Origin of the sequence: Mesorhizobium sp. M0854 (assembly GCF_040319815.1) — a bacterium.
Taxonomy (GTDB): Bacteria; Pseudomonadota; Alphaproteobacteria; order Rhizobiales; family Rhizobiaceae; genus Mesorhizobium.
Genome location: NZ_JAMYOL010000004.1, coordinates 95,176 through 121,449, shown reverse-complemented (window position 1 = coordinate 121,449; position 26,274 = coordinate 95,176). Strand labels below are relative to the sequence as shown.

Here is a 26,274-nt window from a genome sequence, read left to right as displayed (position 1 = left end):
TCATTTGCCGATACAGAACTGCGAAAAGATAACGTCCAGCATATCCTCGACATCGACCGCCCCGACGATGCGTCCAAGCCGATCCGCCGCCAGGCGCAGTTCCTCGGCCCGTAGCTCCTGCCCGCGATCACCACTGACCACTGCTGCGAGCAGGAAGCGTTTCGTCTCGTTGAGCAGCTCGACGTGCCGCAGCCGCGACGGCAGGACATCGCCGGCCTTGCCGATCTGGACTGCGGCACGACGCCCGATCTCGTCCAGCAATTCGGTCAGACCCGTGCCGTCCCGCGTCGAGATAGCGAAATCATAGTGCGCCGCAGGCGAGGGCGATTTGCCCCCCAGCAGGTCAATTTTTGTACCGACCCTCAGCGCCTGAATGTCGCCCGGCAGCATACCGATCGCGATTGGTTCCGCCAGATCCTCCAGCAGCAACAGCAGATCAGCGCTGTGCGCCTTGGTCCTGGCCTTCTCGATGCCGATCGCCTCGATCTTGCCGGGCGCCTCCCGCAGACCGGCGGTGTCGGTTACCCTGACCCGCACCCCTTGCAGGTCCAGTACCACCTCGAGCAGGTCGCGGGTCGTGCCCGGCTCGTCGGTGACGATGGCCGCTTCGCGCCGCGCCAGGGCGTTGAACAGACTGGATTTGCCGGCATTCGGTGCGCCGAGGATGACGACTTCGAACCCGTCGCGGATGATCTCGGCAGCCCGGAAGCCGGCGACATGGCGCTCGATTTCGTCGATCACGGCCTGAACATCCGACCAGACTGTGTCGGCGACCGAGCCCGGCACGTCGTCCTCGTCGGCAAAATCGATCTCGGCCTCGATCATCGCGCGGGCGTGGATCAGCCGTCGGCGCCAGCCCAGATAGAGTTCGCTCTGCACCCCTTGGGCGTTGTGAACGGCAAAGCGCCGCTGCGCCTCGGTTTCAGCGTTGATGAGATCGGCCAGCGCCTCGGTTTCGACCAGATCGAGCTTGCCGTTGAGAAAGGCGCGGCGGGTGAATTCGCCAGGCTCGGCATGCCTGACGCCGTCGCAGGAGGCGATCGTTTCCAGCATCCTCGCCACAACGGCGCGCCCGCCATGCACATGGAACTCTGCAACGTCCTCGCCGGTAAAACTGTCGGGGCCGGCAAAGAAGACGACCAGGCCGCTGTCCAGCACCGATCCGTCGGGCGCCCGGAACTTGCGATAGGTGGCAACGCGGTTTGGCACCTTCGATCCAGCAATCGTTTCGACAGCGAATCGACTCTGCGGCCCGGAAATCCGGATCACCGCAATGCCGGCCGGCAGGCGCCCGCTCGACAGCGCCACGATGGAGTCTTTTGAAATCATTTGCCCGCTCTGCCGAAGCGCCCTAGCTATGCCTGTTCAATCCGCATCGAGTAGTGCCGTGACATTGCCTGCACAAAACCTGCTTGCCGAAGAGGCCAGCCCCTATCTGCAGCAGCACAGCGGCAATCCCGTGCACTGGCGGCCATGGTCGCCCGCCGCTCTGGCCGAAGCAAAGGTGCTGCAGCGTCCGATCCTGCTCTCTGTCGGCTACGCCGCGTGCCATTGGTGCCACGTCATGGCGCATGAGAGCTTCGAGAACGACGACGTCGCCGCCGTCATGAACCGTCTCTTCGTCAATATCAAGGTCGACCGCGAGGAGCGCCCCGACATCGACCAGATCTACATGGCGGCGCTGTCCTCGATGGGCGAGCAGGGCGGCTGGCCGCTGACCATGTTCCTGACGCCGGAGGGCAAGCCGTTCTGGGGCGGCACTTACTTTCCGCGCGAAGCCCGCTACGGCCGGCCGGGTTTCGTCCAGGTGCTGGAGGCGGTTGACAAGGCTTGGCGGGAGAAGAAAGAAAGCGTTAACCAGAGTGCCGACGGCCTGACCACGCATGTCGAGACGCGGCTGGCGGGCAGCCATGGCAAGGCCGTGCTCGACCGCGGCATGCTGGCGAACCTCGCCAATGGCATTGACGGCATGATCGACCGCGATTTGGGCGGTCTGCGCGGCGCGCCGAAATTCCCCAACGCGCCGTTCATGCAGAGCCTCTGGCTGTCCTGGCTGCGCGACGGCACCGCATCCCACCGCGACGCCGTTCTCCTCAGCCTCGAAAAGATGCTGGCCGGCGGCATCTATGACCATATTGGCGGCGGACTCAGCCGCTACTCGACCGACGCCGAATGGCTGGTCCCGCATTTCGAAAAAATGCTCTACGACAATGCCCAGCTCATCCGCTTGTGCAATTGGGCCTATGCGTCAACCGGCGAGGAATTGTTCCGGCTGCGAATCGAAGAGACCATTGCCTGGCTGTTGCGCGAAATGCGAGTCGAGGGCGATGCCTTCGCCGCCAGCCTTGATGCCGATAGCGAGGGCGAGGAGGGGTTGTTCTACACCTGGAGCAGGGATGAGCTAGAAGCAGCCCTTGGCGACGATTCAGCATTGTTTTTCAAATACTTCACGCTTGCCGACCCGCATGGTTGGGAAGGCAAGCCGATCATTTGCCAGACTGATGCTCAACAGGCGCAGAGCGTCATCGATCGTGACCTTCTGGTTCCGCTCAAGCAAAGGCTGCTGGCAGCGAGGGAACAGCGCGTGCGGCCCGGGCGTGACGGCAAGGCCCTGACCGACTGGAACGGCTTGATGATCGCAGCCCTTGCCGAGGCCGGACGGTCGCTTGGCCGATCCGACTGGATCGAAGCGGCGGCAACGGCCTTTGCCGCGATTGCGGCTGCCGGACGTGACGGCCGCCTGCCGCATTCGATGCTCGGCGCAAAGAAGCTGTTTCCGGCTCTGTCGAGCGACTATGCCGCCATGGCCAACGCCGCCATCTCACTGTTCGAGGCGACCGGCAATCCCGGCTACATCGATCACGCCGGGAACTTCATTGAGCAACTCGATCTTTGGCACCGGGACAGCGACAAGACCGGCTATTATCTGACCGCGTCCGACAGCGCGGATGTGCCGATCCGCATCCGCGGCGATGTCGACGAAGCCATTCCTTCCGCTACCGGCCAGATCATCGAGGCTCTGGTCCGATTGTCGTCGCTTTCGGGCGATGTCGATCTCTGGGACAAAGCCTGGACAGTCGCAGAGCACGCGGGCGGGCGGGCGGAGCACCAGGGCTATGGCCAGGCGGGTATAGTCAATGCCTGCGCCTTGGCGCTTGAACCGCTGAAGCTGGTGATCGTGGATAGACCGGAGACTCCAAGGCTTGTTCCGGTTGCGAATCGAAATCCAGACCCGCGCCGGGTGGACATCGTCGTGCCTGTTGGCTCGGTGACAAATCTGCCGGCCTTGCCAGGCGGCGTCCTGCCGCCAACGGCCGAGCCCGGCGCCTGGCTCTGCACGGGGCAGGTCTGCCTGCCGGTGATAACCGACGCTGAGGAACTCGAGCGGCAGTTAAGCCGTCGATAGGTCGAGGTGCACAGAACCGGAACGCCGGCGGGACAGCGCCTTTGCCCCCTTTACGTATTCATCGAATCGAAGAAATCCGCGTTGGTCTTGGTCTGCTTGAGCTTGTCGATCAGGAACTCGATGGCGTCGGTCGTTCCCATCGGCGCCAGGATGCGGCGCAGCACGAAGATCTTCTGCAGGTCCTGGCGCGGAACCAGCAGGTCCTCCTTGCGGGTGCCGGATTTGAGGATGTCCATGGCCGGATAGATGCGCTTGTCCGCCACCTTGCGGTCGAGCACGATTTCCGAATTGCCGGTGCCCTTGAACTCTTCGAAGATGACCTCGTCCATGCGGCTGCCGGTATCGATCAACGCCGTGGCGATGATGGTCAGCGAGCCGCCTTCCTCGATGTTGCGGGCAGCACCGAAGAAGCGCTTCGGCCGCTGCAGCGCGTTGGCGTCGACACCACCGGTCAGCACCTTGCCGGATGACGGCACGACGGTGTTGTAGGCGCGGCCGAGGCGGGTGATCGAATCCAGCAGGATGACGACGTCACGGCCGTGCTCGACCAGGCGCTTGGCCTTCTCGATGACCATTTCGGCAACCTGGACGTGGCGCACCGCCGGCTCGTCGAAGGTCGAGGACACCACCTCGCCCTTCACCGAGCGCTGCATGTCGGTGACTTCCTCCGGCCGCTCGTCGATCAGAAGCACGATCAAATAGCATTCCGGATGGTTGGTGGTGATCGAATGGGCGATGTTCTGCAGCAGCACCGTCTTGCCGGTGCGCGGCTGCGCCACGATCAGGGCGCGCTGGCCCTTGCCGAGCGGCGCCACCAGGTCGATGACGCGCGCCGAAATGTCCTTCGAGGTCGGAACCTCCATCTCCATCTTCAGCCGCGAGGTCGGATAAAGCGGCGTCAGATTGTCGAAATGGATCTTGTGGCGGATTTTTTCCGGGTCGTCGAAATTGATCGTGTTGACCTTGAGCAGCGCGAAATAGCGCTCGCCCTCTTTCGGGCTGCGGATCGGCCCTTCGACCGTATCGCCGGTCTTCAGCGAGAACCGCCGGATCTGCGACGGTGAAATATAGATGTCGTCGGGACCCGGCAGATAGTTGGCATTGGCGGAGCGCAGGAAGCCAAAGCCGTCCTGCAGCACTTCGACGACGCCGTCGCCGATGATCTCGATATCCTGGGTCGCCAGCCTCTTCAGGATCGCGAACATCAGCTCCTGCTTGCGCATGACGCTGGCATTCTCGACTTCGAGCGATTCCGCATAAGCGATCAGCTCTGGCGGTTTCTTGTTCTTGAACTCTGTGAGCTTCATTTCTTGCATCATTAGACGGACTCTGAGTAAGCTTTGGGAAAAATATCGGCGGGATGCGACAAATGCCGGGCGCGGCCGAAGCGACAAATGGGCGGCGCATGACGGGAAGGAAGACCCGTCTTTTATCGTCGGTCGGTTGAAAGAGCAAGCCGCCTTTTGCGGGCAACCGAAGACGTCAGAACGGTTTCACGATTACCAGGACGACGATGACGATCATCAGCAATGTAGGGATCTCATTGACGATCCGCCAGTGCCTTGCCGATTTTTCATTGCGGTCTTCGGCAAATTTGCGGACGGCGCCGGCGAGATAGCCATGCACGGCCGACAGGCCCACCACCGCAGCGATCTTGGCATGCAGCCAGCCGCCTTGAAAACCAAAGCCTTTCCAGGCGAGCCACAGGCCGAATGCCCAGGTGATCACCATTGCCGGATTGATGATGCCGCGCAGCAGGCGGCGCTCCATCACCTTGAAAGTCTCCGACTGGACGGAGCCTTTTTCGGCATCGGCATGATAGACCAGCAAGCGCGGCAGATAGAGCATGCCAGCCATCCAGGAGATGACGGCAATCACATGGATCGCCTTCGCCCAAGGATAGAAATCATCGGGCCCGAAGAAAAACAGCAGCCCGGCCAGCACCAGGAAGATGGCGATCGCGATTGCCGCGCGGCGCATCGCGCCCTTACCGGTGTTGGTGCCGTTCGCATTGTCCGCGCCCATCATCGTCACGATGCGCTCCGCACCAGCTTGACCATCCGCTCGACATGAGCGAGCGGCGTCTCGGGCGTGATGCCGTGGCCGAGATTGAAGATCAGCGGCCCGTCGCCCAGCGCCTTCAGGATCGCCCCCACGCCGTCGTCAAGCGCCTTGTCGCCGGCTACAAGCCGCAGCGGATCGAGATTGCCCTGCACGGCTCCGTCACGCTGCAATTCCTTCGCGCTCGACAATGGCACGGTCCAGTCGAGGCCCAGCCCGGTCACGCCGGTCTTCTGGCGATAGCTTCGATAGTGATCTCCCGCGCCCTTGGGAAAGCCGATGATCGGAACATTGGGATGGGCAGCCTTCACTTGCCGGACGATCGAGGCCACCGGCTCGACGCAGAACAATTCGAAAGACGCTTCGTCGAGCACGCCTGACCACGAATCGAAGATCTGCACCACGTCGGCGCCGGCCTCGATCTGGCGGATCAGATAGGCAGCCGAATGATCGGCCAGCACCTTCAGTAGCCTAAGAAACGCCGTCGGCTCGCGATAGGCGAACAGCCTGGCCGGCGCCTGGTCGGGCGTACCGTGGCCGGCAATCATGTAGGTCGCCACCGTCCACGGCGCACCGCAGAAGCCGATCAGCGTCGTTTCATCAGGCAGTCTGGCGCGCAACCGCCGCACCGTCTCGTAGACCGGCTCGAGATTCACGTGAAACGTTTCGCCGTCGAGAGCCGCAATTTCCGCAGCCGTGATCGGCGTCAGCAGCGGGCCGCGTCCTTCCTCGAAGCGCACGTCGCGGCCGAGCGCATGCGGCACGACAAGAATATCGGAAAACAGGATCGATGCATCGAAGCCGAAGCGTTCGATCGGCTGCAGCGTCACTTCGACGGCGAGATCCGGGTCGTAGCAAAGATCGAGGAAGGATCCGGCCCGTCTCCTCGTCTCCCGGTATTCCGGCAGATAGCGGCCGGCCTGGCGCATCATCCAGAGCGGCGGCGGAAACGCCGCCTTGCCTCTCAACACGTCCAGCACGATCCGGTCTTGAGGCATTGAGCGCTCGCCTTTCCAGGCTTCCCTATAATTAAATATTCTATTTTTAGGAATCTTATGATTCTAAGAGTCTGTTGGTTGTGGTGGTTGTCTCCTGTCCCGCTTTGCCCTCGAAAAGACCAGCCAGCATATTGTCGCGCGCTTCTCCAACGGGATTGCAGGACTTTGTGGAAAGTCGGGAATTTACGACTGGAGTCAATGCGTTGCCGCCAGGCCAGGGAAATTGCCCCTGTGGATGAAGCGAAGGCAAAAAGCTCCGTCCCCGGACTTGTCCCCAACCGCCCGGAGAAGCCGACAGCACATCGAATTGTGGACAAACCGCCATCTGATACAGTCGCTTTGCGGTGGCCGAGTTTCCCGCCCGGCTTATCCACATCGGCCCACAGCCTGGAATGTATCCTGTGAACAAACCGCAGAGCTTCTTTCACCTTCACCTGATTTCCGACGCCACCGGCGAAACGCTGCTGGCCGCCGGCCGCGCGGCTTCCGCGCAATACAAGGACGCGCGCGCCATCGAACATATCTACCCGCTCATCCGCACCGAAAAGCAGGTGACGAAGGTGTTCGAGGATATCGAGGAGGAGCCGGGCATCATCCTCTATACGGTGGTCGACCAGAAGCTTGCCCGCGGCATCGACGAACGCTGCGCGGCCATGGGCCTGCCTTGCGTCTCGGTGCTGGAACCGGTGCTGACGGTGTTCCAGTCCTATCTCGGCACGCCGGCCGGCCGCCGCGTCGGTGCCCAGCATGTGCTGGACGCCGAATATTTCCGCCGCATCGACGCGCTCAACTTCACCATGGAGCATGACGATGGCCAGCTGCCGGCCAATATGGATGATGCCGACATCGTGCTCGTCGGCATCTCCCGCACCTCGAAGACGCCGACCAGCATCTATCTCGCCAATCGCGGCATCAAGACCGCCAACATCCCGATCGTGCTCGGCGTTCCGGTGCCCGAAAGCCTGGTCAATGCCACGAGGCCGCTGATCGTCGGCCTGGTCGCCACCGCCGAACGGATCTCGCAGGTCCGGCAGAACCGCATTCTCGGCACCAGCGCCTACGAACCGACCGACTATGTCGACCGCGCCGCGATCGCCGAAGAGCTCGCCTATGCCCGCCAGATATGCACGCGGCACGGCTGGCCGATGATCGACGTCAGCCGCCGTTCGATCGAGGAGACGGCGGCGGCCATCGTTGCCCTGCGCGGCAAGACGCGCTAGGGCGTGTGATATTCAGGTGATGCCGGCCTGCAAACGGCGGTTTCCTGCGCTTCCGGTGCTCACGTACGAAATGTACGCTCCGCTCCGGTTCTCGGAAGCCACCATTTTCGGCGCGGCCTGACCTGAATCTCGACGCACCCTAGTGACGCCAGCAAACGGGCGAAAAAAATGGCCGAAAAAATCATCCTTGCCTCGGGCAGCCCGTTCCGCAAAGCGCTGCTCGTCAATGCCGGCGTCACTGTCGAAGCGGTTCCGGCTTCTGTCGATGAGCGCGCGCTCGAGGCGCCGCTGCAGAACACTGGCGTGTCGCCGGAGGACGTCGCCCTGGTGCTCGCCGAAGCCAAGGCCACCGACGTCAGTGAGCGCAAGCCCGGCGCCCTGGTGCTCGGCTGCGACCAGACGCTGTCGCTCGGCGACGAGCTGTTCCACAAGCCGGCCGACATGGAAGGAGCGCGCCGTCATCTGCTGGCGCTGTCGGGCAAGACGCATCATCTCAACAGCGCCGTCGTGCTCGGCCGTGACGGCCAGGTTCTGTGGCGGCATGTCGGCATCGCCAGCCTGACCATGCGCAAGCTCGATCCGGCCTTCATCGGCCGCCATCTGGCGCGCGTCGGCGCCAAGGCGTTGTCCAGCGTCGGCGCTTACCAGATCGAAGGCGAAGGCATCCAGCTGTTCGAAAAAATCGAAGGCGACTATTTTACTATTGTCGGCTTGCCACTTTTGCCGGTGCTGGCCAAGCTGCGTGAGTTCAGGGCGATCGATGGCTGAGGCCCCAAAAAAAGCCTTCGTCACCGGCCACCCGATCGCGCATTCCAGGTCTCCGAAGATCCACGGCCACTGGCTGGCGAAATACGGCATCGACGGCGTCTACGAGGCCATCGACGTTGCACCGGAGGCCTTTGCCGAATTCCTGCAGGCGCTGCAGGCACAAGGCTATCGCGGCGGCAACGTCACCATCCCGCACAAGGAAGCCGCCTTCGCACTGGCGGCGCGACGCGACGCCGACGCCGAACAGATCGGTGCGGTCAATACGCTGTGGTTCGAGAATGGCGAATTGTGCGGTGGCAACACCGATGCCCATGGCTTTGCCGCCAATCTGGACGAATATGCACCGGGCTGGGCGGCCAACGGCCCCGCCGTGGTGCTCGGTGCCGGCGGCGCCGCTCGCGCGGTCATCCATGCGCTGAAGCAGCGCGGCGTCAGCGACATCCGCATCGTCAACCGGACGCTTGCGAGGGCGCAGGAGCTGCGCGACCGCTTCGGTGCTGGCGTTTCCGCCCACAACCTCGCGGCGACCGGCGAATTGCTCGAAGATGCCGGCCTGCTGGTCAACACGACAGCGCTCGGCATGCATGGCAATGAAGGCCTGTCCGCGGATCCAGGCAGACTGCCGGACCGCGCCATCGTCACCGACATCGTCTACGTGCCGCTGGAGACGCCGCTGCTTGCTACTGCCAAAGCGCGCGGCCTGAGAACCGTCGATGGGCTCGGCATGCTGCTGCACCAGGCGGTGCCCGGCTTCGAGCGGTGGTTCGGCATCAGGCCAGAAGTCACCGCCGAACTGCGGCAAATAATTATTGCCGATATCGGCGCGATAAAATGATCGTGCTCGGCCTCACCGGATCGATCGGCATGGGCAAATCGACCGCGGCCAAGATGTTCGCCGAGGCCGGCGTGCCGGTCCATGATTCCGACGAGGCTGTGCATCGCCTTTATGCCGGCAAGGCCGCGCCCTTGGTCGAGGCGGCCTTTCCCGGCACCACCCGATCCGGTGCGGTCGACCGCGCGGCACTGGCGGAGCGGGTGCTCGGCGACGCCGCCGCGCTGAAACGGCTGGAAGCGATCATCCATCCGCTGGTCCGTGCCGACGCCGATGCCTTCCTGGCTGAACATCGTGCCGCCGGCGCGCCGCTTGCCGTGCTCGATATACCGCTGCTGTTCGAGACCGGCGGCCGCAACCGCGTCGACAAGGTCGTGGTCGTCACCGCGCCGCCCGAAGTCCAGCGCGCCCGCGTGCTGGCGCGGCCGGGCATGAACGAGGAGAAACTGGCGTCGATCCTGGCCAGGCAGGTTCCCGACACCGAAAAGCGCCGGCGCGCCGACTTTGTCATCAACACCGGTCAGGGCTTTGACGCCACTCGCGCGGCCGTCAAGGCCATCATCGCCGAACTAGTCGTGGATAAGGCAGCCAGGCCTGGTTAAGAGGCTTGCAGACCCACATTATTTGTTGCCATTTTGTTCCTGGTGTGATTCGGTTAGAATGATGCCGGCACCAGTGGACTGATTCGATGCGTGAGATCATCTTCGATACGGAAACCACCGGCCTCGACACGCGCGAGGACCGCGTCATCGAGCTTGGCGGCGTCGAGCTGGTCAACCGCTTCCCGACCGGCCGAACCTTCCACAAATACATCAACCCGCAAGGCCGCCAGATCCATCACGAGGCGCAGGCCGTGCACGGCATCAGCGCCGCCGATCTTCAGGGCAAGCCGACTTTCATGGAGATCGCCGAGGAGTTTCTGGCCTTCATCGACGGCGCCAAACTGGTCGCGCACAATGCCGGCTTCGACATCGGCTTCCTCAATCTCGAATTCGGCCGGCTTGGCCATCCGGCCATCGATCCGGGACGGATCGTCGACACGCTGGCGCTGGCGCGCCGCAAGCATCCGATGGGCCCCAATTCGCTCGACGCGCTCTGCCGCCGCTACGGCATCGACAACGGCCGCCGCACCAAGCACGGCGCGCTGCTCGATTCGGAATTGCTGGCCGAGGTCTATATCGAGCTCATCGGCGGCAAGCAGGCAAGCCTTATCCTCGACAGCATCCTGACTCCGGCGGGCGGCAGGCAGAATGTCGACGACATCGATATTTCGATCGGTGTGCGGCCGATCGCCTTGCCGTCGCGCCTGACCGATGCCGAGCGCGCAGCACACGCAGGCATGGTTGGCAGCCTCGGCGAAAAAGCGCTGTGGCTGCGCGTCCCCCCGGAAGCGAGTTCCGCGGCACAGTGATTTTGACCGGAGTGATCCTTCGCGCCCCCCTCTGTCCTGCCGGACATCTCCCCCTCAGGGGGGAGATTGGCAGACCCAGCGTCTCGCTCATTCCTGCGGCGATGAAGGATTGGCGAAGGCTGACGTGAAGTCCGATCTCCCCCCCTTGAGGGGGAGATGGCCGGCAGGCCAGAGGGGGGTACTGCCCCGCCGGCGTCTCAAACAAAAAACCCGGCTTCGCGCCGGGTTTTTCAAACGCTGCGAGCCAACCAGCCTCAGCTCACCTTGACCTTGGCGGCGGCAGCCTGGTCCTCGGTCAGCTTCTGCTGGAACATCTGCGCGAAATCGATCGGGTCTAGCATCAGCGGCGGGAAGCCGCCGTTGCGTGTTGCCTCGGCGATGATCTGCCGGGCGAACGGGAACAGCAGCCGCGGGCATTCGATGAACAGGATCGGCAGCATGTGCTCCTGCGGGAAGCCGCTGATGGAGAAGACGCCGCCATAGACCAGCTCGACGTTGAACAGCACTTCCTGGTCGAACGACGCTTTTGCGTTCAGCGTCAAATTGACGTCGAACTGCTTGTCCGAAAGCGGGTTGGCGTTGACGTTGACATTGATGGCGATGCCCGGAGCCTTGTCGCGGCCGCGCAACGAGTTCGGTGCGCCGGGGCTTTCGAAGGACAGGTCCTTCACATATTGCGCAAGCACGTTGAGCGAAGGCTGCGCCGCATTTCCATTACCGTTGGCTGCGCCGGTCGGCGCGTCGTCGTTGCTGGCCATAAGCTGTGGTCCTTTTGCCTGGGCAGCGTTGCTGACCGGATTGAAATTCGGGCGTTCGCTATCATGGCCGGCCCGACAAGACAAGTTTGCAAAAGACACCGGTTGCCTTGCAGCTACTCGTCCTTGAGGCGGCGCCAGGGAGAACCCGGTCCGCGCGTATGGTCGTCGGCCCGCGAATAGTCGCCGTCGTCGAGATCGATGGTCTTGCCGCGTTGCCTTGCCCGCAAACCACTGCTGAAATCGGTTGCCAGCACGATGCGGCCTTTCAGCATCCGCCAGGCAAGATCGCGCACCGGCGGCAGGAACAGCAGAAGGCCGAAAATATCCGAGATGAAGCCGGGGATGATCAAAAGGATCGCTGCCAGCACGATCATGGCGCCATGCGCAAGCTGGCCGCTCGGATCACGCCCGGCATCCATTTCGGCACGGACCCTGGCCATGACGCCAAAACCCTGGTGCCGCAGCAGCAGGGCGCCGGCGACACTCGAGGCCATCACCAAGCCGACTGTCGCCAGCGCGCCGACCTGGCGGCCGACAATAACGAAACCGGCTATCTCCAGCAGCGGAAGCGCGAGAATGAACAGGGGAAGCAGCGAGATACGCAAATCTTGACCGATCGTTTTCGATGTTTTGCCGGCCGGCGAGCAATCGCCGCTGGCACCAGAGCTGTTAGATAGGTATGGCTGCCTTTGATTTGAATGATTGCGCCATGCGTTCTATATGCTTTGGATACTGAACGCTATGTGATCGCGGCCCTTGCTTGGCCGCTGGTCCGGCCAAAGCAGGGATTGATTGGCGCAAGATATGGGCTTCTTCGACTTCGGCACGATTTTCTTTCTGATTGCGGCGGTGGTGATCTTCTTCCAGCTGCGCAACGTGCTTGGCCGACGCACGGGCAACGAGCGCCCACCCTTCGATCCATATACGGCAGCGCGCAAAAACGACAAGGATGCCGCCCAGAAACCCGAGAACGTGGTCTCGCTGCCGCGCAAGCGCCTGGCGGGAGAGCCGGCGGCCGATGCCTATGTGGCGATCGATGCCTTTGCCAAGCCGGACACCGATCTCAACCGGGGCCTGCGGGCGATCAAGGACAATGATCCGACCTTCGACCCGAAGACCTTCGTCGACGGCGCCAATATGGCCTACGAGATGATCGTCATGGCCTACGCCGATGGCGACCGCAAAACGCTGAAGAACCTTTTGTCGCGCGAGGTCTATGACGGCTTCGTCGCGGCCATCGGCGACCGTGAGGCGAAAGCCGAAAAGATCCAGTCCTCCTTCGTCGGCATCGACAAGGCCGACATCGTTTCGGCCGAGATGAAGGGCAGCGAGGCCCACATCACGCTGCGCATTGTCAGCGAACTGATTTCGGCGACCCGCGACAAGGCCGGCGCCGTCATCGACGGCGATCCCGAAACCGTCGCCGAGGTCAAGGATGTCTGGACCTTCGCTCGTGACGCGCGCTCGCGCGATCCGAACTGGAAGCTCGTCGCCACCGAAGAAGAAGACTGAACTGGACGGCGGCGGAGGCTGTCGTGTCGCTTTCTCGAGCCTTCAGCGAAAAATCCTTTGGCGAATTGCCGGGCTGGGGTGAGGACGACCATCTCCCTGCCTTTGACGCCTTTCGCCGCTCAGCCTTTCATATCCTGAGCAAACCCTACCGCTCCGGCGCGCTCGGCGTCGACTACAATGGCTTTGCCGACGCCTATGCCGAAGCGCGCACCGTTTCGCCGGCGAATCGGTCGCAGGCTCGAAGCTTTTTCGAGCGCCATTTCGTTCCGGCCCGTATCGATGCCGAAGATGGTGGTCCCGGCCTGGTCACCGGCTTTTATGAGCCGGAGGTCGAAGCCTCGCCGGTACGCACGCAACGGTTTTCGGTGCCGTTGCTGGCGCGCCCGGCCGACCTAGTCGACATCGACGACGGCAATCGTCCTTCAGCCTTGGATCCTTATCTCGCCTTTGCTCGTGCGGCGCCGAACGGCCCGGTCGAATATTTCGACCGCGGCGAGATCGAACGCGGCGCGCTTGCCGGAAAAAGGCTGGAAATCGCCTGGCTCGCCGACAAGGTCGACGCCTTCTTCATTCACGTGCAGGGCGCGGCACGCCTCAAGATGACCGACGGCAGGCTTCGCCGCATCACCTATGCCGCCAAATCCGGCCAGCGCTTTACCGGACCGGGCAAGATCTTGAGCGAGGAAGGCGAGATCCCGCTGGAGAAAGTGACGATGCAGTCGATCCGTGCCTGGTTCAAGGCGCATCCGGAACGCGTCGACGAGATCCTTTGGCGCAACCGCTCCTACATCTTCTTCCGCGAGATGGGCGTCGACGACCCAGAGCTCGGCCCGATCGCTGCCGCCAAGGTGGCGCTGACCCCCGGCCGCTCGATCGCCGTCGACCGACTGCTGCACACGTTCGGCACGCCCTTCCATATCGATGCGCCGTCGCTGACCGCTTTCGACGGAAAACCGTTCCGGCGGCTGATGATCGCGCAGGACACCGGCTCGGCGATCACCGGGCCGGCCCGCGGCGATCTGTTTGCCGGGTCGGGCGATGCTGCCGGCGAGATCGCCGGCGTTATCCGCAACGCCGCAGATTTTTATGCGCTGATCCCCCGGCCGCTGGTTTCAGGAGCAGGCCGATGACCCGGCGCATCGACAGGCTGAGCGAGGACGACCGGGTGCTGTGGAACCTGGTGGCGCACACGGCAAAACCGCTGAAGGGCAGAACCGCCGTCGAAATTCCGCACGTCGGGCCGGAGACCGACGAGACCAGGCAGGCGCCGCCGCGGGCACAGGTCGCGGGCAATGCTGCCACGGCCGCAAAGCCGAAGGCGCAGCATGTCTCCCACGCACTCGACGAACCGACGCTGGACAAGCTGTCGAAGGGCCGGCTGCCGATCGAGGGCCGCGTCGACCTGCATGGCCTGACGCAGGACGAAGCCTATTCGCTGCTGTTTTCCTTTCTGCACCGGGCGCATGCCGGCGGCATCCGCTACGTCCTCGTGATCACCGGCAAGGGCTCTTCGTCGGGCGGCGATGGCGTCTTGCGGCGCGCCGTGCCGTCATGGCTGTCGACACCCGCCTTCCGGCCCCTCGTCTCCAGCCACGACCATGCCGCCCGCAAACATGGCGGCTCGGGTGCGCTCTATATCCGCTTGCGGCGGGCGCGCTCATGAGGAAACGCCGATGAGGGACGCACCTATGAGGATGCACCCATGAAGGTGCGCTTGTGACCCCGTTCGGCGAAAAGCTTCGCGTGCTGCGAAACGAGCGCGGCGTCAGCCAGAAGGACATGGCCAAGGCGATCGGCGTCAGCGCAGCCTATCTCTCGGCGCTGGAACACGGCCGCCGCGGTGCGCCGAGCTGGACGCTGATCCAGAAGATCATCGGCTATTTCAACATCATCTGGGACGAGGCCGAGGAACTGGCGCGGTTGGCCGAAACCTCGCATCCGCGCGTCAAGCTCGACACGTCGGGTCTTAGCCCTGCGGCGACCGAGCTTGCCAATCTCCTGGCCGACAACATCGAAAAGCTTGACGAAGCCGAGCTTCGCCGCATCATTGCGTCGCTCCGCGCCGCACTGGCACGACCGAAATGAGCTGCCTTGTTACTGGACAGAGCCGACCAGCACCTGCTGGCCGCCGCGGATCGAGACCCAGCGGCCGGTATTGTCGATCGCCTGCCGCTTGAGGAAACGATAGCCGGTCTGGTCCCAGGAACGGACCTGGTCGGTCAGATTGTCGAGGATGTAGTCGCCCTTGTCGGTGCGCACCGTCAGCACGGCGTGGCCTTCGCCATCCGGCTTGCGCACGACGGTCATCAGCAGATCGGAAAACGAGACGCCCAGCCGGTTCAGCTCACGGCGCTTTTCCAGGACATAGTCCTCGCAATCGCCGACGCCCTTGTCGGGATAGGCCCAGACCTCGTCCTTGCCGTAGATGTCGAAGTCGCTCTCCGGCTTGACGGCGGCGTTGACCCTTGTCGTGACGCTGAGCAGCTTGCGCCACAGCGAGCCGGTCAGGCTGGCGGGCGACAGATCCTTCGGGCGGATCGAACATTCGGACGCGTAGCTCTTGCAGAAATCATAATGGCCGATCGGCTGCGAGGTCGGGCCACCTGTTATCATCGGGCTGGCTGCCGAGGCCGAACCGACCCAACCTGCCGCCACAGTAAGTCCGGCCAGCGCACACAGGCGCAGCGTTCTCGCCATTGGTGAGGAAATCATTGTCCCCGCTTGTCCCTTGTTGTTAACGAAACGTTAAGGGGTATTTACAGTCCGTGTCAATTATGAGGATGGATTGATTTTTGCGGCATGGTTACCCGCGTGGCGCCAACGCGACTATTGTGCAACAGGTCGACCGGCCGCACGGCCCCGCCAACCGATGATTTTGGCATTGACCGACCTGATGCGGATTGACGGGCATCATCACTGGTCGCCTATTTCTTGCCGGCCCTGACCAGCTTGGGCTTGACCGCAACACGGTTCTGACGGCCGTAGCTGGTAATGAAGTCGACGATGCGCGGCACGATTTCGGAGCGGAAGCGCGAGCCGTTGAACACACCATAATGGCCGACCGCCGGCTGCATGTAATGGGCGTGCCTGTCGGCCGGGATGTTGATGCACAGGTCGTGCGCAGCCTTGGTCTGGCCGAGGCCGGAGATGTCGTCGTTCTCGCCCTCGACCGTGAACAGGGCGACATTGCGGATCACCGAAGGGTCGACCGCCACGCCGCGATGCGTCATCGTGCCCTTGGGCAAGGCCTGGCGGACAAACACGGTGTCGACGGTCTGCAGGTAGAATTCCGCCGTCAGATCCATCACCGCCAGATATTCATCGTAGAACTCGCGGTGCTTCTCGGCATTGTCGCCGTCATGCTTCACCAGATGCATGAAAAAGTCCTTGTGGGCGATGATGTGGCGGTCGAGGTTCATGCTCATGAACCCCGAAAGCTGCAGGAAGCCAGGATAGACCTCGCGGCCGAAGCCCGGCACCGGCCAGGGCGCGCGCATGATGACGTTGTCGCGGAACCAGTCGATGCCCTTTTCTTGCGCCAGCAGATTGACCGCCGTCGGATTGCGGCGCGTGTCGATCGGCCCGCCCATCAGCGTCATCGTCGAGGGCACGAACGGATCACCCTTGGCTTCCATCAGCGCCGCCGCCGCCAGCACCGGCACCGAAGGCTGGCACACCGCCATCACATGGGTGTCGGGACCCAGCGCATGCAGCATGTCGACGATGTAGTCGATATAGTCGTCAAGATCGAAGCTGCCGTCGGCCAGCGGCACCATGCGGGCGTCGACCCAGTCGGTGATATGCACGTCGGCATAGGGCAGCATCGCCTCAACCGTGCCGCGCAGCAGCGTCGCGTAGTGGCCAGACATCGGCGCGACGATCAACAGTTTCGGATCCGGTCGGCGCCCAGCAGGAACCGCCCGCTCGAAACGGACCAGGTTGCAGAACGGCCGCGACCAGACGGTATGTTCGCTGACCTCGACGGTTTTCCAGTCGACCACGGTCTTGGTCAGGCCGAATTGCGGCTTGCCGTAGCGGCGCGTCGTGCGCTCGAACAGTTCGGCCGTTGCCGCAACCGAGCGACCCCAGGACGTGTGTGAGACCGGGTTGAGCGGATTGGAGTAGAACAGGCGCACCGCATCGGCATAGAGGCGCGCCGGCTGCAAGGCGGCGTGGTTCAGTTCGTAGAGCTGGTAGAACATCGAGAACCCCGCTGCCGACTGCGATCGAAGGGCCGACGAGCAGCGCCGAGCCTTGAATGCCTTGCGGGGAAGTTAGCAACAATCTGCTGCGATGCAATACGTCAACTTGCGTGATTTAGGCTCGTTCTTTCGTCCAAGGCGTTGAGAATCCGCCTGGAACGGCAACAGCCGGCTCAATGTGCACCTGCGAAGGCCAGGCAGGCAGCACGGCTATTGGGACGAGCGTCGGAGGCGGTGTCCGGCCGTGGCGGCCGTTAGACCCGTGCCATGCAGACAGCGGTGTGACCCGAGCTGATGAAGCCAAGCTGACTGGCGGCGCCCTTCGACAGATCGAGCATCCGCCCCTTGATGAACGGGCCGCGGTCGTTGATGCGCACGACGACACTGCGGCCATTGTTGCGATTGGTCACCTTCAGCTTGGTGCCGAACGGCAGGCTGCGATGCGCGGCGGTCAGCGCCGACGGGTTCATGCGTTCGCCGGAAGCGGTTCTGGAATGCAGTGAGTACCAGGACACACGGCCGCACTGAGCGGCGGCGCTGGCAGTGGATGCGCCGACCATCAGGCCAGCCGCGATCGTGGCCGCGACAAGCGCGGTCTGGTTGCTTTTGTTCATGTGTTGGGGACTGGCTCCGTTGACAGACCCGCAGCGGTTAGGGACGAATGAGGCAGCAAATGCGGCAATGATCTGTCGGTTCCATGGCAATGTTACACGTTTGGAGTCGACGCGAAACAATTTGTCAGAGATTTCCCGCAGCGCGGCACAGCTTCCTTGATGATCTTTTCACCGATCTCCGCATGTCTTGCGCAGGATCAGAGGTTAGCATCCAAGTAGAAGTTGGCGTGATTGGGCTGCTTCTTTTAGCTGTTCCATTTCGGCCGGAATGCGGCTGATGATCGACTTGGAAGGGAGTTCTAGCGATGAGATTGATCAAAAATCTGCTGGCCTTGATTGTGCTCGCCATCGGCGTGCTGTGGTCATTGCAAGGCATCGGTTGGGTCCAGGGCAGCTTCATGACCGGCCAGTCGCAATGGCTCTATGCCGGCATCGTGACCGCGCTGGTCGGCCTGGTCGGTCTGGCCTGGGCAAACCGTTCGCGCGGTTGAACAGCGCCCGCCGGAGCAGCACACAGCGGACCCGTGGCGGCCGCTCACCGCGACCAGTACTGCCAGCCCCAGTAGAAACTTTCGTCGCGCGGCGGCAGGCGGTTGCGCTCGGCGTCCAGATGCACCGGCGTCGGCGTTTTGCGTTCGTCTTCAGGCGGCTGTTTGTCTCCGGCCTTGATCAGGCGGAGCCAATGGCCGAAATGCGCAAACAGTACAGCGGTGGAATGGGGCATCGTCACGTCTCCGGTCCGGTTACTCCCGCCCCGCCCACGGGACGAGAACCCGCTCGATCCTGCGGATGATGAATTCGAGCACGAAGGCAATGGCCGCGATTACCAGTATGCCCATCACCACCACGTCGGTGACGAGGAACTGGGCAGCGGACTGGATCATGAATCCAAGCCCGCGCGTCGCGGCCACCAGCTCGGCGGCGACCAGCGTCGACCAGCCGGCGCCGAGCGCGATGCGCAGCCCGGTCAGGATCGAGGGCAGCGCGCTGGGCAGGATGACGTGCCTGATCACCTGGCGCTGCGTGGCGCCAAGCGAGCGCGCTGCATTGATGCGCTCCTGCGAGACGCCGCGAACACCCGATGCCGTCGACAGCGCAACCGGCGCCAGCATGGCAATGGCAATCACCAGGATCTTGGACGGCTCGCCAATGCCGAACCAGATAATGATCAGCGGCAGATAGGCGAGCGGCGGGATCGGCCGCAGGAATTCGAGCAGCGGATCGAAGATGCCGCGCCCGATCGTGCTGATGCCGATAGCCAGCCCGATGGGAACGCCGACGAAAACGGCCGCGACCAGCGCCGCAAACACCCGCCACAGGCTGGCGGCGATATGCTGGAGCAGCGTTGCGTCGACAAAGCCGTCACGGGCGACGACGACAAATTTGTTCCAGACTGCCACAGGCGACGGCAGGAAAACCGGCGACACCAATTGCAGGCGGGCCGATGCCGTCCACGCCGCCAGCATCATCAGAATGGTGATCGCGCTAACCACGCGGGCCGAAACGCGGCTGCGTCTCGGCCGCGGCCGCGACCATGGCACCGACAGCGCGTCGGCTCCGTCGTCGACCTTGCGCTGCGGCCGCTCGGTATAGGAGGTAACGGTCATGCTGCCTCCCCTTCGAAGATCGCGTCGGTCAGCTCGCCGCGCGCTGCGGCGAAGGCGGGATCGGCCTTGATGCTGCGAATGGCCTCGCCGGCTGCATAGCGCCGGCTGAAGCCGGTCTCGAAGCTCCACACCACCCGGCCAGGGCCGGGAGCGAGCACAATGATACGGGTTGCCAGCACCAGGGCTTCCTCGATGCCGTGCGTGACCATCAGCACGCCGACCTGGCTTGCCGTCCACAGATCGAGCAGCGTTGTCTGCATGCGTTCGCGTGTCAGCGCATCGAGCGCGCCCAGCGGCTCGTCGAGCAGCAGGAATTGCGGCTCGGCCGCCAGCGCCCGGGCCAGGCCGACCCGCTGGCGCATGCCGCCGGAAAGCTCCCAGATGCGCTTGTCGCCGGCGCCGTCGAGTTTCACCAGCGCCAGAAGGTCGTCGGCAGTCCGCGCCCGTTCCGCGGCCCTGACACCGCGCAGCCTGAGCGCAAAGGCGACATTTTCCCGCGCGGTCAGCCACGGAAACAGCGCGTCGTTCTGGAACACGACGGCGCGGTCAGAGCCTGGCGCCGTGATCGGCCGGCCGCCAATCGTGGCGCGTCCGCGCACAGGCTCGACCAGGCCCGCAGCGACGTTGAGCAACGAGGTCTTGCCGCAGCCGGAGCGGCCGACCAGGACAACGAAGTCATCCTTGGCGATCTCAATCGACACATTTTCGACCGCCGGCGCCGGCTGACCGTCATAGTGGACCGAGACCTTGTCGAGCACGAGATGCGTCATGGGAACCTCGCCGATATTCCGAATCTGTCTGCCCCGAAGCCGCTCCTCGCAAGCGGTTCGGGGCAGGGAGCACGCGGCGTCAGGGAAGGAGAACCGCGCGCGTTGGCGTCAGTTCGAGGCAAGCGCTTCGCTGACATATTTCGACGACACGTATTTCGAATAATCCGGCAGCACGGCGTCGATCTTGCCCTGCTCCTTGAGGAAGGCCGATGTCGCCTCGACCGCCTTGACCGTGCCGCCACGGAGGAACTTGTCCGAGGCTTGCTCCTCGAGCGTCGGGAAGACATAGCCCCTCAATAGTTGCGGCACGTCCTCCAGCTTGGCGCCGGTGATCGTGGCGATCTTGGCCGCTTGCGGCGACGTCACCGACCAGGCGTCCGGCTTGGCCAGGAACTCGGCATAGGCTGCGCCCGTTACTTTGACGAAGTCGCGCACCGCTTCCGGGTTCCTTTCGGCGAAGTCGGTGCGCACGATCCAGGCGTCGAAGGTCGGCGCGCCCCAGGCGGCGACCTGGGAGGAATCCAGCACGACCTTGCCCGTCGTCTTGATCTGGCCGAGTGCCGGATCCCATACATAGGCGGCGTCGATGTCGCCGCGCGCCCATGCCGCCGCGATCTCCGGTGGCCGCAGATTGAGAATATCGACCGACTTCGGGTCGACACCCTCATGCTTCAGCGCGGCAAGCAGGCTGTAATGCGTCGTCGAAACGAAGGGCACCGCCACCTTCTTGCCGGCAAGGTCGGCGGCCTTCTCGATGCCGGCGCCGTTGCGGGCGACAAGGGCCTCGGATTCGCCGATCAGCCCGACAACGAAGATTGTCTGGATTGGAAGCTCGCGGCTCGCCGCCGCCGCCAGCGGGCTCGAGCCGACATAACCGATGTCGACCGAACCGGAAGCGATCGCCGCGATCACGTCGGCGCCGGAATCGAATTTCCGCCAGTCGATTGTCGCCTTGGTCGCGCTCTCATAGGCGCCGTCGGCCTGCGGCACCTTCGAGGGTTCGACCACCGTCTGGTAGCCGATAGTGATCTTGAGGTCCCGCGCATCGGCCGGGCCGAGGAAGGCGGCGCCCGCCAGAGCCGCCGAGGACAAGAGAACGATACGTCGCGAAATGGTGGACATGAAAGGCTCCTGGAAACGAGAAAAACCCGGATTGCGTTTCATAGTCATCTAACTCTATCGTTCTTGTAGAGTTAAATCCTTCCAATCGGTGCGGTCTTGTTAGAAAAAGTCATCTGGCTATGGCAGTTCCCGCGCTTCTGGGTGACGGCCCGGGTGAGAACCATCGTCCTTGCCCGGGAACCTCTTCCACGTCGTCCATGCGCGCAACAACGATTTTCCCGTTTTCGCCCCTGCATCGGTAAATCCATGCTGTGGATGGCCAAGAAATTGGAATCAAGTTCCCTGTGTTCGCGGTTAAGTCTAGTATCCTTATCGACATTGAAGGATTGGAGAGGACGATGAGCGACGCCACCCTCCTTGTTGCCGCGCGCGGCATGCTTTGGCCTTCAAATTCAGGGGCAGAAGCTGCTGTTGGTATTCTCGCCGATCGGGACATTCCTGCCGCCGGCCAGTTTGCCGGTGTGTCATTCGCGGTGGCTCCTGTGCTCGCAAGAGCACAAGCCCCGGCCAAAATGGCCATTGCGGCGTGAAAACCAAGCAAAATCAACGTTTCTCGGCTTGTATATCATGTCACTAGAATTTATCTGTAGTGACAGCTTGGACGCGGCGGGGAGGCACGCCAGGCGTTTCGCAACCGGTGGCCTTGCGCCATCGCATGACAGAGAAACGTGCGGGTTATGCTCACGAAAAAAGGTAAATACGGCCTCAAGGCGCTCGTCCATCTGGCGCGCCTGCCGGTTGGACAGCTCGCCTTCGTCAACGACATCGCCACAGGAAACAATATTCCGAAGAAGTTCCTCGATGCCATCCTTGGCGAATTGCGCAATGCCGGTTTCGTTCAGAGCCGCAAGGGCAAGGAAGGCGGCTACCGGCTGGCACGCCCGGCGGACGAGATCAAGGTCGGCCACGTCGTGCGCGTGCTCGACGGGCCGCTTGCCCCCATTCCTTGCGCCAGCCGCACCCAGTATCAGCGCTGCGAAGACTGCAACGAGGCGACATGCCAAGTCCGACACCTGATGCTGGAGGTCCGGCAGGCCATCGCCGAGGTGCTGGATCAGCGCAGCCTCGCGGAAATGCGCGACATCGCCGGCGACGAGGATTTTTCGGCGGCGTTGAAAATCCAGGCCTGAACCAATCTCTCCTGAGCCGGCGACGATCGCCAAGACAGCTGGTGTGCGCATGACCGGGCGCGCTACGCCAAGTTCGATCATCATTGTCGGCGGCGGCGCCAGCGGCGTCGTGCTTGCCGCTCATCTGCTGAAGTCGCCCAATCCCGATCTACGTGTCAGCCTGATCGAAAAACGCCCGCATTTTGGGCAAGGCATGGCCTATTCAACGCTGCTGTCGGCGCATGTGCTGAATGTCAGCGCGTCGGGCATGAGCGCCTATGCCGACGATCCCGGCAATTTCTCGCGCTGGCTGCTTGAACGCGGCCTGGCAACGCCGGAACAGGCGCCGGTCTATGCGCCGCGCAGCGTCTACGCCCGCTATCTCAAGGAGTTGCTCGACGAGCTCGAGGCGCGTGAGCAGCAGACGGGCCGGCTGCGCCTGATCCGCGAGGAGAGCCTGTCGATCTCGCCGACCGCGTCAGGCGTCGAAGTGGCGCTGGCCAACGGCACCAGCGTGGTTGCGCATCTTGCCGTGCTCGCCACCGGCCACGACGAAGAGCCGGGGGCGGGGCAGGGGCATGCGATCAGGATGGGATCCGAGGCGGACACTGCGCTCGACCCCGAAGCCCGAGTCCTGGTGCTGGGCACCGGCTTGAGCATGGTCGATGCCTTCCTGTCGCTCGAGCAGCGCGGCCACCGCGGCGCGATCGTCGCGGTGTCGCGGCGCGGCCTGCTGCCTTCGCCGCATCGCAAGGGCAATCCGATCAAGCTCGACGTTGCCGACATTCCGCTCGGCACCCAGCTTTCCTATTTCGTCGGCTGGTTCCGCGACCTGATCCGGGAAAACCAGAAGGCCGGCATCGACTGGCGCGACGTCGTCGACGGTCTGAGACCCTTCAACCAGAAGATCTGGCAGAACTGGCCGTCCTCGGCCAAGCGCCGCTTCGTCGAGCACACCAAGGCCTGGTGGGACATCCACCGCCATCGCATGGCGCCGGAAGTCTACGCCCGCGTTGCCGAGGCGGTGCAAGCGGGCCGCATCCGCCTTGTCGCCGGCCGCGTCGTCGAGATCGCCGCCGGCGACGGCTTCAGCCTACAGGTCCAGTCGCGCCACACGCAGCAGCTCGAAAGGTTCGACGTCACCCGCATCTATGATTGCACAGGCATCGCCAGGGACATCTCGACCACCTCGAACAGCGTGGTGCGGTCGCTGGTCGAGCGTGGGCTGGCACGGCCGGATCCGCTGCGCCTCGGCCTCGACGTGACCGCGAACTGCGAGGTCATCGCCGGCGACGGCACGGTATTCGCCAATATCCTCGCCGTCGGTCCACTGACGCGCGGCACCTTCTTCGAAATCGACGCCATTCCCGATATTCGCGTGCAGTGCGCGCGGCTGAGCAAGCGCTTGCTCGGATGAGGCCGCCTCTGTCTTGACGCGATCTCGGATGCAAGACCGCTGTCGCCGGGTGAAAAGATCTCGACCGCATAGCCGCGTTCGGTGAAGGCGAACCAGGGTGCGGGAGCTCGCTCCACCAGAGCCGACCAGCAGCCTGTGGTGGTCGAGACAGCCAGGCAATGACGCCACACGTTTCGGCCGTCTCGCATCGACCGGATTGATGTCGCGCACGCTCGTCTTCGTTCTCCTCCATGGATTTTGTAGTCGGCGAGGCCGTGAGCCGCGACCCTGGCCAGATGGCCGGGCAAATTCTGCTTTCGTCGTCACCGTGCCTTGCCTACCATGGCGCATGACCCAACGCGGAAGACTCTACGGCTGTCCGGTCGAGTTCGCGCTCGACGCGCTCGGGGGCAAATGGAAGACGGTGATCCTGGCGCGCATCAAGGAACAGCCGATGCGCTATTCCGACCTGCGCCGGCTGATTCCCTCACTCTCGGACAAGATGCTGACGCAGCGCCTGGCCGAGCTTGTCGAGATCGGCTTCGTCACGCTCCAGACGTCGCCCGACGGCAAGGGGCGCTACGCCTTGACCGGGCGCGGTGAAGATCTCGCCGCCGCGCTCCAGGCGCTCTACGCTGGGGCAGCGTGCACGGTCGCGCCGAAGGCGTGCGCTTTCGCACCGACAGCGCAGCCACCACCTAGATCAATTCCGGGAAAAGCGCGGAGCGGTTTTCCGTCCGTAATGTGTGAAGACAAAGCGATGGAGCGGTTCGGCGTTGCCGTGAAACGGTGGGTCGCGCGGCAAGCCGATTGCCCTCAACCCGCGCCGGCAAGCGCGCTGCAGAAGCTTGCGACGTCGGTGACGACGGCTTCGCCGAGGAAGCGTAGCGTTGCCATCGAGCGGTCGCGCGCTTCGCGGTTGCCGAAGCCACAGGCATCCTCGATTACCACGGCGACAAAGCCATTGTCGGTCGCCTGGCGAACGGTCGGCTCGATGCCGATCTCCATGGCGATGCCAGCGAGCGCTATCGTGCGCACGCCGCAGTCGCGCAAGGCAAAGCCGAGCGCGGTGGAATCGAACGCCGACATCGTGAGCTTGTCGAATACCGCCTCGTCCGCGCGGGGGTCCAGCTCGGGCACGATCCGCGTCGCTTCGGCGTCGCGCAGGAACCACGGCTCGACCGTGTCGGGGCTGTCGCGCCGCTGCCAGGCCATGGCGGTGCGCAGCTGCGTCGCGCCCATCCATTTGCGCGGCAGCGACAGGTGGCGCGTGAACGCCACCCGCATTCCGGCCCCGCGCGCCGCTTCCAGCACCGTGCCGGTGCGCTCGACGAGGGTGGCGGCGCCGGCCACCTGCCGACAGATGCCGACCTGCATGTCGTAGACCACCAGCGCCGTGCGGCGCGGATCGCACCACTCAGCCAGGCTGGCCGGGATTTCGATCCCGTCGCTCGACCGGATCATGCCGCAGTCCGGTCCCATGGCTTGGCGATATCGACCGTCGGATCGAACAGGAATTCCAGCGGCAATGGCGCGTCGAAGGCGATGAAGTGCCATTCTAGCAGCCCGGCCTTGGACAGCGGGAAGTCCTCGGTGTAGCGCCGCGCTTCCGCGACGCTGTCGAGCTCGAAGACGATGATGACGCCGCCAATATCGGCGCGCGCATAATTCTCGCGCACGATCCCCGCCTTCCAGAGCCGCCAGACATTCGACACTTCGTCGCGCAGATAAGGCCGCAAATCGTCGAGCGTGACGCCAGGCTTGAAATTGTCATAGGCAAGAATCTTCATCGGCCGTTCCTTGCATTGCTGTTCGCCCAGCGCCGGGTAGCATGGCGGAATCGGCGGCCGCAACGAACGAGATGGTGCGTTGAAACGCCCGCACGATTGCCGTTGATCCTATGGGCGGCCGCGGGATAATTTTTGCTGAAGAGGAGAAAAGCGCGGTGACCATCGAAAGGCTGAACCCCGAGGGCATGCACAGCAATCCGGCCTATTCGCACGGCGTGTCGCTGCCGGCATCCGCGCGCATCGTGCCGGTCGGCGGCCAGAATGGCGTCGACGCGCAAGGCCGGACCGTCGCCAGGGACGATCTCGCTGCACAGACCGCTCAGGCGCTCTCCAACCTGGCAAAGGTGCTCGAAGCCGGTGGGGCAAAGCCTGAAGACCTCGTCAGCCTCTCGGTCTATATCGCCGGCGACCTGGACATAGGGCCGGCCTTCGGCGCCTGGATGGCCTTCTGGGCAAACCGTGGCGCGCCGCCGATCATCAAGGTGCTGCGCGTCGCCGGCCTCGGCAATCCGGATTTTCTGATCGAGATCGAAGCTCAGGCCGCGATCGCCTGAACCCTAAGCGGGTTCTGCAAATCTTTTGCCCCTGCCTGCAGGCCGGCGAAGCTTTCGCGAAATTCCATTCCCCTGCTGGCGGCCGGATTGGCACGATCTATCTTCTTTCCAACTGCAAACGGCTGGAAAAGACGGTAGGTTGCC

Annotated in this window: 30 protein-coding genes and 1 pseudogene; 16 read left to right on the top strand and 15 right to left on the bottom strand. The window is 63.5% G+C overall.

Annotated elements, in window-relative coordinates:
- Positions 1-1,329, bottom strand: coding sequence for a tRNA uridine-5-carboxymethylaminomethyl(34) synthesis GTPase MnmE (gene mnmE / locus NKH99_RS09085; RefSeq protein WP_352770443.1), 1,329 nt, complete (start codon positions 1,327-1,329; stop codon positions 1-3).
- Positions 1,330-1,387: 58 nt separating this feature from the next.
- On the opposite strand from mnmE, the gene NKH99_RS09080 reads away from it, so the two are divergent.
- Positions 1,388-3,406: a thioredoxin domain-containing protein gene (locus NKH99_RS09080; protein WP_353013692.1), complete on the top strand. Its 2,019-nt coding sequence runs from the start codon at positions 1,388-1,390 to the stop codon at positions 3,404-3,406.
- Between the two features lie 50 nt (positions 3,407-3,456).
- Here the strand turns inward: NKH99_RS09080 and rho are convergent, their stop codons facing one another.
- The 3 genes from rho to hemE form a co-directional block, all read right to left on the bottom strand.
- Complete coding sequence (rho, locus tag NKH99_RS09075) at positions 3,457-4,722, bottom strand: transcription termination factor Rho (protein ID WP_023675925.1); 1,266 nt, start codon at positions 4,720-4,722, stop codon at positions 3,457-3,459.
- A gap of 166 nt (positions 4,723-4,888) precedes the next feature.
- A complete protein-coding gene (gene hemJ, locus NKH99_RS09070; protein ID WP_502898648.1) occupies positions 4,889-5,434 on the bottom strand; it encodes a protoporphyrinogen oxidase HemJ in 546 nt (181 codons plus the stop codon).
- Between the two features lie 2 nt (positions 5,435-5,436).
- The gene (hemE, locus tag NKH99_RS09065) at positions 5,437-6,465 is read right to left on the bottom strand and encodes a uroporphyrinogen decarboxylase (RefSeq protein WP_352684364.1); all 1,029 of its coding nucleotides are present in this window, start codon (positions 6,463-6,465) and stop codon (positions 5,437-5,439) included.
- A 401-nt stretch (positions 6,466-6,866) separates the two neighbouring features.
- Here hemE and NKH99_RS09060 point away from each other — a divergent pair, with 401 nt between their 5' ends.
- The 5 genes from NKH99_RS09060 (at position 6,867) to dnaQ (ending at position 10,696) form a co-directional block, all read left to right on the top strand.
- Positions 6,867-7,685, top strand: coding sequence for a pyruvate, water dikinase regulatory protein (locus NKH99_RS09060; RefSeq protein ID WP_254817949.1), 819 nt, complete (start codon positions 6,867-6,869; stop codon positions 7,683-7,685).
- Between the two features lie 168 nt (positions 7,686-7,853).
- Complete coding sequence (locus tag NKH99_RS09055; RefSeq protein WP_353013689.1) at positions 7,854-8,453, top strand: Maf-like protein; 600 nt, start codon at positions 7,854-7,856, stop codon at positions 8,451-8,453.
- Positions 8,446-9,288, top strand: a complete 843-nt coding sequence (locus NKH99_RS09050) for a shikimate dehydrogenase (RefSeq protein WP_352818042.1) — start codon at positions 8,446-8,448, stop codon at positions 9,286-9,288. Before NKH99_RS09055 ends, NKH99_RS09050 begins: the two co-directional genes overlap by 8 nt.
- A complete protein-coding gene (gene coaE, locus NKH99_RS09045) occupies positions 9,285-9,887 on the top strand; it encodes a dephospho-CoA kinase (RefSeq protein WP_353013687.1) in 603 nt (200 codons plus the stop codon). The genes NKH99_RS09050 and coaE overlap by 4 nt, the downstream gene beginning before the upstream one ends.
- Positions 9,888-9,973: 86 nt before the next feature.
- Complete coding sequence (gene dnaQ / locus NKH99_RS09040) at positions 9,974-10,696, top strand: DNA polymerase III subunit epsilon (protein WP_352473994.1); 723 nt, start codon at positions 9,974-9,976, stop codon at positions 10,694-10,696.
- Positions 10,697-10,950: 254 nt separating this feature from the next.
- On the opposite strand, the gene secB is transcribed toward dnaQ, so the two are convergent.
- Together secB and NKH99_RS09030 are read right to left on the bottom strand one after the other, a co-directional pair.
- The gene (gene secB / locus NKH99_RS09035) at positions 10,951-11,454 is read right to left on the bottom strand and encodes a protein-export chaperone SecB (protein ID WP_352491249.1); all 504 of its coding nucleotides are present in this window, start codon (positions 11,452-11,454) and stop codon (positions 10,951-10,953) included.
- Positions 11,455-11,567: 113 nt separating this feature from the next.
- On the bottom strand, positions 11,568-12,059 hold the full coding sequence (locus tag NKH99_RS09030) for an FxsA family protein (protein ID WP_352491248.1): 492 nt from the start codon (positions 12,057-12,059) through the stop codon (positions 11,568-11,570).
- A 199-nt stretch (positions 12,060-12,258) separates the two neighbouring features.
- On the opposite strand from NKH99_RS09030, the gene NKH99_RS09025 reads away from it, so the two are divergent.
- Genes NKH99_RS09025 through NKH99_RS09010 form a run of 4 tightly spaced genes read left to right on the top strand, consistent with a single transcriptional unit; the run spans position 12,259 to position 15,051 of the window.
- Positions 12,259-12,966, top strand: a complete 708-nt coding sequence (locus NKH99_RS09025; protein ID WP_352906403.1) for a Tim44/TimA family putative adaptor protein — start codon at positions 12,259-12,261, stop codon at positions 12,964-12,966.
- A gap of 23 nt (positions 12,967-12,989) precedes the next feature.
- On the top strand, positions 12,990-14,096 hold the full coding sequence (gene mltA, locus NKH99_RS09020; RefSeq protein ID WP_352686545.1) for a murein transglycosylase A: 1,107 nt from the start codon (positions 12,990-12,992) through the stop codon (positions 14,094-14,096).
- Entirely contained in the window at positions 14,093-14,629 is a 537-nt protein-coding gene (locus tag NKH99_RS09015) for a Smr/MutS family protein (RefSeq protein WP_352818052.1), read from the top strand. Before mltA ends, NKH99_RS09015 begins: the two co-directional genes overlap by 4 nt.
- 53 nt (positions 14,630-14,682) lie before the next feature.
- Positions 14,683-15,051 carry a helix-turn-helix domain-containing protein gene (locus tag NKH99_RS09010; protein WP_352818054.1) on the top strand — a complete coding sequence of 123 codons (369 nt, stop codon included), beginning with the start codon at positions 14,683-14,685 and terminating at the stop codon, positions 15,049-15,051.
- 9 nt (positions 15,052-15,060) lie between these two features.
- On the opposite strand, the gene NKH99_RS09005 is transcribed toward NKH99_RS09010, so the two are convergent.
- From NKH99_RS09005 to NKH99_RS08995, 3 genes are all read right to left on the bottom strand, one after another.
- A complete protein-coding gene (locus NKH99_RS09005; protein WP_353013681.1) occupies positions 15,061-15,678 on the bottom strand; it encodes a transglutaminase-like cysteine peptidase in 618 nt (205 codons plus the stop codon).
- A gap of 212 nt (positions 15,679-15,890) precedes the next feature.
- On the bottom strand, positions 15,891-17,168 hold the full coding sequence (locus NKH99_RS09000; RefSeq protein WP_352818057.1) for a polyhydroxyalkanoate depolymerase: 1,278 nt from the start codon (positions 17,166-17,168) through the stop codon (positions 15,891-15,893).
- A gap of 254 nt (positions 17,169-17,422) precedes the next feature.
- Positions 17,423-17,782: a septal ring lytic transglycosylase RlpA family protein gene (locus tag NKH99_RS08995; protein ID WP_353013678.1), complete on the bottom strand. Its 360-nt coding sequence runs from the start codon at positions 17,780-17,782 to the stop codon at positions 17,423-17,425.
- Positions 17,783-18,087: 305 nt separating this feature from the next.
- Here NKH99_RS08995 and NKH99_RS08990 point away from each other — a divergent pair, with 305 nt between their 5' ends.
- Positions 18,088-18,273: a hypothetical protein gene (locus NKH99_RS08990; RefSeq protein ID WP_352473983.1), complete on the top strand. Its 186-nt coding sequence runs from the start codon at positions 18,088-18,090 to the stop codon at positions 18,271-18,273.
- 44 nt (positions 18,274-18,317) lie between these two features.
- Here NKH99_RS08990 and NKH99_RS08985 read toward each other — a convergent pair whose 3' ends face one another.
- The 4 genes from NKH99_RS08985 to tauA all read right to left on the bottom strand — a co-directional run bounded on the left by NKH99_RS08985 (position 18,318) and on the right by tauA (position 21,281).
- A complete protein-coding gene (locus NKH99_RS08985; RefSeq protein ID WP_352473982.1) occupies positions 18,318-18,506 on the bottom strand; it encodes a hypothetical protein in 189 nt (62 codons plus the stop codon).
- Positions 18,507-18,525: 19 nt separating this feature from the next.
- Complete coding sequence (locus NKH99_RS08980; RefSeq protein ID WP_352473980.1) at positions 18,526-19,389, bottom strand: ABC transporter permease subunit; 864 nt, start codon at positions 19,387-19,389, stop codon at positions 18,526-18,528.
- Positions 19,386-20,159 carry a taurine ABC transporter ATP-binding protein gene (locus NKH99_RS08975; protein WP_352686551.1) on the bottom strand — a complete coding sequence of 258 codons (774 nt, stop codon included), beginning with the start codon at positions 20,157-20,159 and terminating at the stop codon, positions 19,386-19,388. Before NKH99_RS08975 ends, NKH99_RS08980 begins: the two co-directional genes overlap by 4 nt.
- 108 nt (positions 20,160-20,267) lie before the next feature.
- Positions 20,268-21,281 (bottom strand): taurine ABC transporter substrate-binding protein, encoded by a 1,014-nt coding sequence (gene tauA / locus NKH99_RS08970; protein WP_352921755.1) that lies wholly within the window; start codon positions 21,279-21,281, stop codon positions 20,268-20,270.
- Between the two features lie 338 nt (positions 21,282-21,619).
- Here tauA and NKH99_RS08965 point away from each other — a divergent pair, with 338 nt between their 5' ends.
- From NKH99_RS08965 to NKH99_RS08950, 4 genes and pseudogenes are all read left to right on the top strand, one after another.
- Positions 21,620-21,811, top strand: a complete 192-nt coding sequence (locus NKH99_RS08965) for a hypothetical protein (RefSeq protein ID WP_352458582.1) — start codon at positions 21,620-21,622, stop codon at positions 21,809-21,811.
- Between the two features lie 147 nt (positions 21,812-21,958).
- Positions 21,959-22,411 carry an RrF2 family transcriptional regulator gene (locus NKH99_RS08960; protein WP_023675902.1) on the top strand — a complete coding sequence of 151 codons (453 nt, stop codon included), beginning with the start codon at positions 21,959-21,961 and terminating at the stop codon, positions 22,409-22,411.
- Positions 22,412-22,460: 49 nt separating this feature from the next.
- On the top strand, positions 22,461-23,807 hold the full coding sequence (locus NKH99_RS08955) for an FAD/NAD(P)-binding protein (protein WP_352473976.1): 1,347 nt from the start codon (positions 22,461-22,463) through the stop codon (positions 23,805-23,807).
- 199 nt (positions 23,808-24,006) lie between these two features.
- Positions 24,007-24,363: pseudogene (locus NKH99_RS08950) on the top strand (winged helix-turn-helix transcriptional regulator); the annotation flags it as partial.
- Between the two features lie 239 nt (positions 24,364-24,602).
- Here the strand turns inward: NKH99_RS08950 and NKH99_RS08945 are convergent.
- Entirely contained in the window at positions 24,603-25,250 is a 648-nt protein-coding gene (locus NKH99_RS08945; protein ID WP_352542813.1) for a cysteine hydrolase family protein, read from the bottom strand.
- Positions 25,247-25,576 carry a hypothetical protein gene (locus NKH99_RS08940; protein WP_352458586.1) on the bottom strand — a complete coding sequence of 110 codons (330 nt, stop codon included), beginning with the start codon at positions 25,574-25,576 and terminating at the stop codon, positions 25,247-25,249. Before NKH99_RS08940 ends, NKH99_RS08945 begins: the two co-directional genes overlap by 4 nt.
- Positions 25,577-25,731: 155 nt before the next feature.
- On the opposite strand from NKH99_RS08940, the gene NKH99_RS08935 reads away from it, so the two are divergent.
- Positions 25,732-26,130, top strand: coding sequence for a RidA family protein (locus NKH99_RS08935; protein ID WP_353013676.1), 399 nt, complete (start codon positions 25,732-25,734; stop codon positions 26,128-26,130).
- Positions 26,131-26,274: the final 144 nt, after the last annotated feature.